Here is an 11213-nt window from a genome sequence, read left to right on the forward strand (position 1 = left end):
CCCCCGTGAAGAGAACCGCGCCGCCGCCGCCAGCCTTCGGTCGGGCTACGCCCTCCCTACGGCTGGCGGCGGCGGCCAACTTGCCTGACGGTGCCGGTCAAGATGGTTGTCGCCCACCAGGCCCGTCCGTCACGGTTACCCGTGGCGGCGCGTCTGTATCTGCCATGTAGGCAAGAATTGGGAATTCAGCCCAAAGCGTTCGCCCGCTTGCCCCAAGGCGAATGTCGGGCTTCCCCAACGTGTTGCCATCACCAATTTCAGGAAAGACGTCCGGGGTTTTGAAGGCAGTCGTGGCAGCTATTTCTATCGTTAGGCGGGTGAAATCATCGTTTATATGGGATGTGGCGGCGGTCACGCCTGCCGCTCCTCCTTCCGCCGGAACGCGTGCGAGAAATGCCCCGATACGATTAGCCGAGACTTGATCGATTGAGTTCCCCTGAGGCAACGAAAGTGCCAAGTCAAAATCCTGGGGGACACAAACTGCTGAGCAGGTCAAGAGCTTGACGTTTGCTCTGAGTTCGACAGGTTCCCCAGGATCCTTCAGGGTGATCTGAAGTGGAAAGACAACCTCATCATGATAGCCGAAGTTTTCGATGCCAAAGGCAGTGAACCGCTCGGGCGCAGGCCATAGGAAGTCAACGCCCGCGACATTCGTCGACCCGCTCCAGTCGATCTGTGGCGGAATGCCAACCTCGCCAGGCGAACGCCAATAGGTTTTCCATCCGTCAGCAAGGTTCAGATCCAGACCGGCGGAGAGCGTTTGAGCTTCGGCGGAAACGGCATCCTCGGCGGAGATCAGCCGCGCTTCCACCGCAGTGACCTTGTGGGCGACTGATACCTCGGCCGTTGCAGCAAAGGGGATCAAGAGCCAGAACATTGCGGCAGCGAGGGTACCGCAGAAAGCAAGACGGATTGGCGAGCGCCAGATGGTCATCGCACTATCTCCAGGCTTTGAACTTGAGTGGCAACAAAGCCTGATCGGCCGTTTACACAATCCAACTGGCCCACACCGTTGGAGATAGGCCCTGCCAGACGACATCCATTGGGCAGCTCCAGCTCTGGTGACTTTGTCGACAAAGTTGGCGGCGGGTTTGTCGGGCACAGGACTGGTCCGCCGGAACAAGCGCTCACGAAAATCGCTCCCAAGAAGACAGTCGCCAGCCGCGCTCTTGTTCTCATTTCGACTTACCGCCGGACGGCGCTGTCGGTCATATCTTCAATCAGCACTGGCTGGGGGGCGGTCTTCTTGTGCTTGTCGCTTCCATGGCATGAACGCCCCATCATCTTGTGCATCACAAAATGGGCGCCAACGCAGAGCACCAGAGGCGCAAAGACGGTAGCGTTTGCCCAAAGGCCTGCGACGGTGCCTCCGCCAATCAGGAAAGCTGCGATGGGTAGAAGCATGACAGCACAGCAAGCCATCATGCCCCAGTGCATCAACTTTCCGTGGCGATTGCCACCTGACTCGCTATCCTCTTGCATGGAATCCACCTCTGATTTTGGTCAACGTATCCTGTTTAGCTTGATCTCCCGCTGGAAGGTCAAGGATACACTTCGATACAAATCTTGCGGCCTGTTGCGGTTGAGATTCAGCCCCATCTGAGCAATGCCTGTCTCGTCCAATTGAGTAACCAAGGACGAACAAATGGCAGAGAGACCGAGTTTGAACAGGCGGAGCCTGATTGCAATTTCAGGCGCATTCTTGATGACCCCCCACACTCTCCGGGCGGAAGAGGCTGGTGTGGTAAGACGCAATATCTCGTCGTTCGTTCTCCACAATTGGCGTGATCACTTTGACCGTCTCGGGAAGGGCATCATCATTTCGGATACTGTCACAAAGGTGCTCCAACACTGGACAGAAGATGAAGAGATGCGGATTTACCCGACCTCTGTTCCCTTGACTGATGAATTGACGAAGCGCGGGTATACAGAAGTTGTCGAGAAACGGGAAAATCCAGGTTGGGCGCCGACCCCTTCAATGCGTGAACGCAACCCGGAATGGCCAGCCTATGTGCCTGGAGGAGATCCCTCCAATCCTTTGGGAACGCGTGCGCTCTATCTGTCGTGGCAATACTACAGGATCCACGGAACTCAAGACACGCGGAAAATCGGGCGTAGATCATCAAACGGCTGCATCGGCCTTTACAACGAACATATAGAAGAGGTCTTCGACCGCACGCCGGTCGGGACGCAGGTTAAGTTGATCTGAACGGATCACATGCAGGAGAGTAAAACACTATGAATTTCTGGGGATGGTTCGTTGGCGGGTTCTTCGTGCTCGGCCTTGGAGCGGTCGGTTGGCAGGCGTTGCAGCCGGCCCCGGCGCAGACTGCTCAAGGACACTCAATGGTTCCGCCGGACACGAGCGGCATACCTCAGGGCGCGCCCATTGCCAATGTACTCCTTCCAGCTGAATTCTCTCCGCAAGCCCAAATGGGGCAACGCGCGTTCGAGGCAAAATGCGCCAGCTGTCATGGTGAAAATGCCGCAGGCCAGAATGGGGTCGCTCCTCCGCTTGTTCACAAAATCTACGAGCCGAACCACCATTCGGATGCCGCGTTCCTGAATGCGGCGCAAAACGGCGTCCAATCTCATCACTGGAATTTTGGCAATATGCCTCCCGTTGAAGGCCTCACCCAAGGTGATGTGAAGATGATTGCGGGATACGTGCGCGAACTGCAGCGCGCGAACGGGATCAACTGACTTTGGTCGCCAGGCTGAACATATTCCGTAGCGCGATCCAGATTCTCCTGTTGGTCTCGATCGCGTTATTTGTCGTCCTCCCGGCGGGATCTCTCGATGCAATTGGCCATGAAACGGTCGCTGCCAAAGTTTCCGAACGAAGTGCGCAAAAACATCAGACCTCTCATGAGGAAGATGCAGATAATCTTCTCCCCGGGCATTGCGATCCGGGGCCGGACTGCTCGAAAAATATGGTAATTGTCATTTTATCAGCTCCGAGAGCTTCGACCAACTTGTCGCAATTGCCTCGCGAACATCCAGATCAGAGCTTTTCTAACCGGAATGTCCTAAGGGACACCCCGCCTCCCAAACACCTATCCTGACCTAGGGGCAACCACGCCTCATCAAATTAAATCTATCAAGCATGGAAATACAGGATACGGAACGATGAAAAGCAAACTGATGATCGGCCTCTTGGCTGGAACGACAATGGCCGCAGCTGCATTTGCACATGGTGGCGCGGAAGGTGTCGTCAAAGAACGCATGGACGGCATGATGGCCATGGGGCAATCGGTCAAAGAACTGGCTCCGATGATGCGTGGTGAAATCACCTATGATGCTGAAGCTGTTCGTACGGGAGCACGCGTCTTTGTCGAACATAGCGAAGGCATGACCGAATTGTTTCCCGAAGGGTCTGCTGGGAAACCGTCCGAAGCAAAGTCCGAGATCTGGTCGGATTGGGAAGAATTCAGTGCGCTCGCAGAGCAGCTCAAGGTGGTTAGCGAAGGTCTTGCCGAGGCCGCCGACAACGGGCTTATGGCGTCAGGTGCGGGAATGGATGCAGGCTCCATGATGGGCACGCAATCCCCCGGAAGCATGATGGGAGCTTCGTCCATGATGGGAACTTCGTCAGGAAGCCCGATGATGGACTATGCCTCGATGCCCGCAGATGGGGCATTCAACATGGTGACCCAGACATGTTCGGCATGTCACGCGAAATTCCGCTACGAGGCGAAGTAAAGATGTGCCGGATGAAAAAACTGGTCTTTGCTGCAGGGGCGCTTTGCGCCCTTGTGGTCGGCGGCCTTGTGATCTGGCCGATTGGCAAGGTGCCCGCGTCGATCACGCAAACGGGTGATGTCCAGCGCGGCGCCTATTTGGCTCGCGTATCCGGGTGCATTTCATGCCACACCAATTCAGAGGCTGGCGGCGCCGCACTCGCAGGCGGCGCGGGGCTGGCGACAGATTTTGGCACGTTTTTTCCGCCCAATCTGACGACAGACAAAGAGAACGGCATCGGGGGGTGGACGGTTGAGCAGTTCGCCAAGGCGGTTCGCCAGGGCATTAGTCCTAGCGGAGAGCCGTATTATCCCGCTTTTTCCTATCCGTTCTATGCGGATTTCACGGATCAGGACATTGCCGACCTTTGGGCAGCTTTCCAGACCGTGCCACCAGTCGCCGAGGCAGCGCTTGAGCATGATGTCAAGTTTCCTTTCGATCAGAGATGGGGCCTGAAGCTATGGCGGGCGGCCTATCTCTACGATCCACCCACGGAACCCATTGACGAGAAAAACGCACAATGGAACCGCGGTCGCGAGCTGGTTCGAGGTGCAGCACATTGCGGTGCTTGCCACACGCCACGCAATATCGGAGGCGGGCGCCTGCTTGACGCGGTTTTTGCTGGAAATGAGGCATTGCCAGGGGGGAGCAAGGCGCCTTCGATCACGCCGAACTCTCTGGCGGAACGCGGCTGGACCGTTTCCAACCTCGCCTATGCGTTGCGTACTGGCGTGACGCCGTCAGGCGACGCTTTCGGCGGCAGCATGGTGGAGGTCGTGCAGGGCAATACGCGCTTTTTGTCCCCCGATGATCTGGAAGCGATGGCCGTGTACTTGCTTGATGGTGACGAACCTCGAGCCGACCGGGTCGCTCAGGGCGAGGGCGCCGCTGCTAATAAAGACATGTGACTGCAATAGAGACAATGTGTGAGCCAAAACTGGCTCGCACAACAAACGAGAACGAAATGACACACACCAGAAGAGCATTCATTCAATCGGGGTTGGCAATGAGTGCGTTGAGCTTCTTCCCCAAGGCCGGATCTGCAGCCACCCCTGAATTTCAGGTGATGACAGCGCAAAGTGGCGCCGTACAACTCGCCCCTCCGGACTACCCCAAGACGGAGATTTGGGGCTATGACGGAAAGTTTCCTGGCCCCGTGATCCGTGTTCGGCAGGGCGCGCGTCTTCAACGTCGGCTCGTCAACAAGTTGCCGCAGGCGACGTCCCTGCACTGGCATGGCGTGCGGATATCAAATGCGATGGACGGCGTGGCCGGGCTCACCCAAGATGCCATCCCCACAGGCGAAACCTTCGACTACGATTTTGCCGTTCCAGATGCAGGAACTTTTTGGTTTCACGCGCATAATCGCTCCGTCGAACAGGTCGCTCGTGGGCTCTACGGAGCGTTGATCGTCGAAGAACCGATAGCCCCGGATGTTGATCGCGATGAAGTCCTTATTCTTGACGATTGGCTCCTCAACCCGGAGACCGCACAACTCGACCCAGATTTTGAAGCCGTTCATGATCGTAGCCATGCAGGCCGACGTGGCAACTTTGTCGCCACCAACGGAAGCTTCAATTCTACGCTCAACGTGAGCCAGGGTGAGCGGATGCGGCTTCGGTTGATCAACGCGGCAAATGCCAGGATCTTTGTTTTGGGCCTGTCAGGTCTAAAGGGGTGGGTGATGGCGTTCGACGGAATGCCACTGGTGACGCCGAGTGAGATCAGCGAACCGATCATCCTTGGGCCGGGCCAACGAGCGGATTTGTTTGTCGACGTCATTGCGGATGAAGGGGAAAGTGCTCATCTGGTGCGGCTTGAAGACGGCCAGGGATTTGCCCAAACCGAGTTTCGCGTGACCGGCACTTTGGCCTCCGCTGTGCGGGATGTCCCCCAAGTTCTGCCACCGAACCCTAATATGGATGTGCCGGGACTGGAGCAGGCGAGACGCATCAGGCTCAACATGGAAGGCGGGGCAATGGGCAACCTTGACGCAGCCATACTTGAGGGTGAGCGAAAAACGTTCCGCCAACTGGTCGACGCGAACCAGTTCTGGGCTTTCAATGGTACCGTGGGCATGACCGAGAAGCCACTGGCTAGCCTGTCACGCGGTGAAACAGCGCGAGTGGAGATCTACAACGATACATCCTTCCCCCACGCCATGCATTTGCACGGGATGCATTTCCGGGAGGTGCTGGAGGGCGGTGAAGTTGGTCCCCTGCGGGATACCTTGCTGATGTTCGGTGGCGAGACTCGCGAGATCGCCTTCGTTGCCGACAATCCGGGAAAGTGGCTGTTTCACTGTCACATGCTCTCGCACGCGGCATCCGGCATGATGACGTGGCTGGAGGTCGCATGAGATCAGCTTACCTGGCGGTAATTTCATCCATTGGCCTGATTGGGCTAGGTGCAACCTGGTGGTTCAGCGGCAATGCCTCCCAGGGTTCTTCCCCGTTTGACGACGTCAATATCGAACTGGGGCAAGCTCTCTATTCTGAAAACTGTGCGTCCTGCCATGGCGCCAATCTCGAAGGGCAACCAGACTGGCGAAGCCCTGGTTCAGATGGCCGCCTGCCCGCGCCGCCGCATGATCGCAACGGTCATACCTGGCACCATAGTGACCAGATTTTGTTCTCCTACACCAAGCTCGGGGGGGCGGAACTGATGCGACAACAGGGCTCAGATTTCGACAGTGGCATGCCGGGCTTCGCCGGCAAACTCACAGATCAGGAAATTTGGAACATTCTCGGCTTCATTAAGTCGACCTGGCCAGAGCGAGAGCGCAATGCTCAGGCCGCACGCACAGCAGCAGAACAAGAGGGATAATGGACATGATTTTCAGAAATTTGATGCTCGTATCGTCATTTGCCTTACTTCCAATGGCAGTGCAGGCCGCAGACCTGGACGAAGCGCGGGTCAAGGAACTTGTATATGAGGCTATCCGCGAGAATCCGCAAATCATCATGGAAGCAGTCGAAATACTTCAACGTCAGGACGCCGAAGCCCAGGCACAAGCGCAGGCAACCGTCTTGCGCGATCAGCGACAATTGCTCGAGCAAGACCCGAATGCACCGGTTCTCGGCAATCCCGATGGGGATGTGACCGTTATCGAATTTTTCGATTACAACTGCCCATATTGTCGCCGCGCTATGCCGGAAGTTCTGGCACTGCTGGAGGCTGACCCCAATGTGCGTCTGGTCTATCGCGAATGGCCAATTCTCGGGGACGGATCCGTGTTTGCAACCAAAGCTGCACTCGCATCGCGGCTGCAAGGCAAGTATGAGGCATTCCACTGGGCCCTAATGGGTATGAACGGCCGGGCGGAAGAAGCAAGCGTTCTCAGGATAGCACAAGAGGTCGGTCTCGACATCGAACGCCTTCAAACTGACATGGAGCGCCCCGAAATTGAAGAGCATATCGCGACCTCGATGCGGTTGACGCAGTCGCTCGGCTTCAGTGGCACGCCTTCATTTGTGATCGGCGACAATCTGGTTCCAGGCTTCGTGGAAAGCGATAAGCTCACGGAACTGGTCGACAACGTGCGGGCGTCGGCAAACTAGCACTCTGCGGTGGGTTCTGACATCACGCCCGATGAGCAATGATGCAGGCGAATGAGTCGGAGCCCCTACAGACCAAAAGACCTAGGCACGGCCTACCACTGAAAGAGGCGGCGAGAAGATGACTTACCTTTGGTATCTTATTGCTGCCTTTGCCGAGATCGCTGGATGTTTTGCTTTCTGGGCATGGTTGCGGCTCGATCGTTCGCCGCTTTTGGTCGGGCCAGGTCTGGTAAGTTTGGCACTCTTCGCATGGCTTTTGACGCGCGCAGAAAGCGAAATGGCCGGTCGGGCATATGCAGCTTACGGGGGCGTCTACATAGCGGCGTCCATGATCTGGATGTGGCTAGTGGAGGGGAGCCGACCGGACCGCTGGGACATTGCAGGCATTCTTCTTTGCCTCCTAGGCAGTGCTCTCATCCTGTTGCCTTCGCGCTCATGATCTGCGGAACCTCAGAAAACCAGGCAAATCCGTCGCTAGAAATCGCTAGGTCATCGCACCCGTCACGACGGGTGCGATGACCCATAGATTAGGCAGTCACGGTATTTTCGTACCCAGCTTCACGAAGCAGGGCCGTCAGCCGTTCTGTTGACAGTGCACCTTCAACAGAAACCGTGCGGGCCGGAATGTCGCAAGATACGCTCGCATTTGCGTCAGCTGCCTTGATCGCCTTTTCGATCGTACTGGTGCAATGACCACAACTCATGTCGGGAACGTTGAATTTCATGTCGATGTCTCCTCTGTGACAGCTTGTTCAGTGCAGATGGGGCTTCCAGTGGGGGGAAGGTCAAGGGTCTCCGTAGATTTTTAAAGCGAAGCCAGGAAAGTTCAAATTGGGTATTGACCTTCCAGTCACTGGAACTCCTATTTGGGGTGTCAAATGGGATTCCAGGAGACTGAAATGACAGATCAATCCAAAGTGACACTCTCGATTGAAGGAATGTCTTGCGCCTCATGCGTAGGGCGCGTGGATCGGGGCCTAGCCGCGTTGAGGGGAATATCCGATGTCTCGGTGAACCTCGCGAACGAGACTGCGCGTTTCAGCGTGGATGGTTCGTCCCACCTGCAAGATGCGGTCCAAGCCCTGAAAGATCTCGGGTATCCAGCGCGAACGGCATCCGTGACGCTGAACATCGCGTCCATGTCATGTGCTTCTTGTGTCGGGCGCGTCGATAAGGCACTTGCCTCGGTTCCCGGCGTGTTGGAGGTCAACGTTAATCTTGCGGCGGAAAATGCGCGCATCACATATCTTGAGGGCATGACCGACCCTGTGGCCCTCATCCGTGCATCCGAGCAAGCCGGATATCCAGCCAGCGTGGCCGAGGCCACGGCAACACAGGATCGCACTTCGCGAAAAGAAGAGGAAGCGCGCGGGTTGGCACGCCGGGTGGCACTGGCCGCAGCACTCGCTTTGCCGGTTTTCCTGATGGAAATGGGCGGGCACCTGATCCCGGCCGTGCATATGGCGATCAACAATACCATAGGACAGCAGGCCAGCTGGTTGATCCAGTTCATCCTCACAACGGCTGTGCTCATTGGGCCCGGCCGACAGTTCTATCTGAAAGGGTTTCCGGCCTTGCTGAAAGGTGCTCCAGACATGAACAGTCTGGTCGCCGTCGGCACAGGCGCAGCTTATCTTTATTCAGTTGTCGCAACGTTCTTCCCGTCGCTGATGCCCGAGGCCGTCCGCGCTGTCTACTTCGAGGCCGCCGCGGTCATCGTGGTCCTGATCCTGATCGGGCGCTGGCTCGAAGCGCGAGCGAAAGGGCGAACAGGGGCTGCAATCGAGAAGCTGCTCGGCCTACAGGCTCGTACGGCGCGTATTTTGCGTGACGGCGATGCGGTCGAGGTCGAGATCGATGCCTTGCGCACCGGAGATCTGATTGTTGTGCGCCCCGGAGAACGACTCGCCGTGGACGGTGAGGTTGTGGACGGCGAAAGCCATGTCGATGAAAGCATGATCACCGGGGAACCCGTGCCGGTCGGCAAGTCGGCTGGTGATCCTGTCACGGGCGGTACGGTCAATGGCGCGGGCAGTCTGACCTATAAAGCAACGCGTGTTGGTGCGGATACCACGTTGTCCCAAATCATCCGCATGGTCGAAGATGCGCAGGGCGCCAAGCTCCCCATTCAAGGGTTGGTGGATCGGATCACGCTTTGGTTCGTCCCCGCTGTGATGACCCTCGCCGCCTTGACGATCCTTGTCTGGCTAATATTCGGCCCTGATCCCGCCCTCACCTATGCGCTGGTCGCGGGTGTCTCAGTTCTCATCATTGCTTGTCCCTGCGCGATGGGACTGGCGACGCCGACGTCGATCATGGTCGGGACCGGTCGCGCTGCTGAAATGGGCGTGTTGTTCCGCAAGGGGGATGCTCTGCAAGCATTGGGGGACGTCAAGGTTGTCGCTCTGGACAAGACCGGCACCGTCACCGCCGGACGTCCCGCGCTGACCGACCTTGTGCTGGCGGAAGGAGCCGAGCGCTGCACCGTTCTTGCGGCAGTCGCATCGGTCGAAGCCAGATCAGAACACCCGATCGCCGAAGCTATCGTGCGCGGCGCGCAGGCGGAAAACATCAGACTGTCGGAACCGAGCGCGTTTACTTCGATTACAGGGTATGGCGTGCGCGCCATCGTTGACGGGGCCGAGGTTGTTGTCGGAGCTGACCGAATGATGCAGCGCGAAGGGATCGATCTTGGTGAACTCGCAGAGGCTGAAACTATGCTCGCACGGCAAGGTCGCACCGCACTCTTCGCCGCAATCAATGGCAAGGCGGTGGCTGCGATTGGCGTCGCCGATCCGGTCAAACCCTCGAGCCGAGCCGCGATTGCCGCACTGCACAGTCTGGGTTTGAAGGTGGCAATGATTACCGGCGACAAACGCGAAACGGCAGAAGCAATTGCCGAAGAGACTGGTATCGACCACGTGATCGCGGGGGTCTTGCCCGACGGCAAGGTGGCGGCACTGGAAAATCTGCGCCAGCAGGGCACATTGGCCTTTGTTGGCGATGGCATCAACGATGCACCCGCGCTCGCCCACGCGGATGTTGGCATCGCCATCGGCACTGGCACGGATGTGGCGATCGAAAGCGCAGATGTCGTATTGATGTCCGGTGATCTTCGCGGCGTTGTGAACGCTTTCGAGATCTCGCGACACACCATGCGAAACATCAAACAGAACCTTGGTTGGGCCTTTGGTTACAATGTGGCTTTGATACCCTTGGCCGCCGGAGCGCTTTATCCGAGTTTCGCCGTGCTGCTGTCACCGGTCGTCGCTGCCGGTGCGATGGCACTTAGCTCGGTCTTTGTCTTGACGAACGCCTTGCGGCTGCGGCGCGTAAGACCGGCGATGGACGAGCGCCAAGAGTCTGGGCGGGTGGAGGACTTCGCCCCCGTCCCGGCCGAGTGAGAGGAGGCAGAAATGAACATTGGTGATGTTGCCGAGCGGTCAGGAGTGCCGGCCAAGACCATTCGCTACTATGAGGATATCGGTCTAGTAACACCTTTGCGCGCTGCAAACGGGTATCGAAGCTTCAGAGAGATCGATTTTCATAAGCTGGCATTCATCGGACGAGCGCGAGCCTTGGGATTTACAATCGAAGACTGCCGTACGCTTTTGGCGCTCTATAACGATGACAATCGAGAAAGTGCGCAGGTAAAGGCCGTCGCAGAGGAGCACCTGCGCCAGATTGATGAAAAGATCTCTAAACTCATGTCGATGAAAGAAACTCTTTCGTCTCTCGTGCACCAGTGTGCTGGCGATCACCGACCGGATTGTCCAATTCTTGCGGATCTTTCGTAACCGACCGATTGGGGCCGCCTGCCTGAGGCTGGGGTTCCGAGGTAAGACACGTGCATAACGACGTCGTTATGCACGTGTCTTATTCGGAGGAGCCATGCTGGGCGAGGTTCTGGGT

The 11213-nt window shown here is 57.3% G+C and carries 13 protein-coding genes; 10 read left to right on the forward strand and 3 right to left on the reverse strand.

The window, feature by feature from the left end; all coding sequences use genetic code 11:
• Positions 1-97: 97 nt before the first annotated feature.
• Both I6N89_RS24790 and I6N89_RS24795 read right to left on the reverse strand, forming a co-directional pair.
• Complete coding sequence (locus I6N89_RS24790; RefSeq protein ID WP_207020926.1) at positions 98-934, reverse strand: protein-disulfide reductase DsbD domain-containing protein; 837 nt, start codon at positions 932-934, stop codon at positions 98-100.
• 251 nt (positions 935-1185) lie between these two features.
• Entirely contained in the window at positions 1186-1482 is a 297-nt protein-coding gene (locus tag I6N89_RS24795) for a DUF2933 domain-containing protein (RefSeq protein ID WP_009573635.1), read from the reverse strand.
• Positions 1483-1705: 223 nt separating this feature from the next.
• Here I6N89_RS24795 and I6N89_RS24800 point away from each other — a divergent pair, with 223 nt between their 5' ends.
• From I6N89_RS24800 to I6N89_RS24835, 8 genes are all read left to right on the forward strand, one after another.
• Positions 1706-2209 (forward strand): L,D-transpeptidase, encoded by a 504-nt coding sequence (locus I6N89_RS24800; RefSeq protein WP_229861856.1) that lies wholly within the window; start codon positions 1706-1708, stop codon positions 2207-2209.
• Between the two features lie 29 nt (positions 2210-2238).
• A complete protein-coding gene (locus I6N89_RS24805; RefSeq protein WP_009573637.1) occupies positions 2239-2703 on the forward strand; it encodes a c-type cytochrome in 465 nt (154 codons plus the stop codon).
• Positions 2704-3129: 426 nt separating this feature from the next.
• Positions 3130-3702 (forward strand): c-type cytochrome, encoded by a 573-nt coding sequence (locus I6N89_RS24810; RefSeq protein ID WP_009573638.1) that lies wholly within the window; start codon positions 3130-3132, stop codon positions 3700-3702.
• Positions 3703-3704: 2 nt separating this feature from the next.
• Positions 3705-4649, forward strand: a complete 945-nt coding sequence (locus tag I6N89_RS24815) for a c-type cytochrome (protein ID WP_051130659.1) — start codon at positions 3705-3707, stop codon at positions 4647-4649.
• Positions 4650-4705: 56 nt separating this feature from the next.
• On the forward strand, positions 4706-6100 hold the full coding sequence (locus tag I6N89_RS24820) for a multicopper oxidase family protein (protein ID WP_028095398.1): 1395 nt from the start codon (positions 4706-4708) through the stop codon (positions 6098-6100).
• The gene (locus I6N89_RS24825; RefSeq protein ID WP_009573641.1) at positions 6097-6567 is read left to right on the forward strand and encodes a c-type cytochrome; all 471 of its coding nucleotides are present in this window, start codon (positions 6097-6099) and stop codon (positions 6565-6567) included. The genes I6N89_RS24820 and I6N89_RS24825 overlap by 4 nt, the downstream gene beginning before the upstream one ends.
• Positions 6567-7301 (forward strand): DsbA family protein, encoded by a 735-nt coding sequence (locus tag I6N89_RS24830; protein ID WP_090062994.1) that lies wholly within the window; start codon positions 6567-6569, stop codon positions 7299-7301. Before I6N89_RS24825 ends, I6N89_RS24830 begins: the two co-directional genes overlap by 1 nt.
• A 118-nt stretch (positions 7302-7419) precedes the next feature.
• Positions 7420-7740: a YnfA family protein gene (locus tag I6N89_RS24835; RefSeq protein WP_009573643.1), complete on the forward strand. Its 321-nt coding sequence runs from the start codon at positions 7420-7422 to the stop codon at positions 7738-7740.
• Positions 7741-7828: 88 nt separating this feature from the next.
• Here I6N89_RS24835 and I6N89_RS24840 read toward each other — a convergent pair whose 3' ends face one another.
• Positions 7829-8026 (reverse strand): heavy-metal-associated domain-containing protein, encoded by a 198-nt coding sequence (locus tag I6N89_RS24840; RefSeq protein ID WP_009573644.1) that lies wholly within the window; start codon positions 8024-8026, stop codon positions 7829-7831.
• Positions 8027-8200: 174 nt separating this feature from the next.
• On the opposite strand from I6N89_RS24840, the gene I6N89_RS24845 reads away from it, so the two are divergent.
• Together I6N89_RS24845 and cueR are read left to right on the forward strand one after the other, a co-directional pair.
• A complete protein-coding gene (locus I6N89_RS24845; RefSeq protein WP_038068303.1) occupies positions 8201-10705 on the forward strand; it encodes a heavy metal translocating P-type ATPase in 2505 nt (834 codons plus the stop codon).
• A 12-nt stretch (positions 10706-10717) separates the two neighbouring features.
• Entirely contained in the window at positions 10718-11098 is a 381-nt protein-coding gene (gene cueR, locus I6N89_RS24850; RefSeq protein ID WP_207020927.1) for a Cu(I)-responsive transcriptional regulator, read from the forward strand.
• Positions 11099-11213 lie beyond the last annotated feature (115 nt).

This window comes from Salipiger abyssi (assembly GCF_017311415.1).
GTDB classification, from domain to species: Bacteria; Pseudomonadota; Alphaproteobacteria; order Rhodobacterales; family Rhodobacteraceae; genus Salipiger; species Salipiger abyssi_A.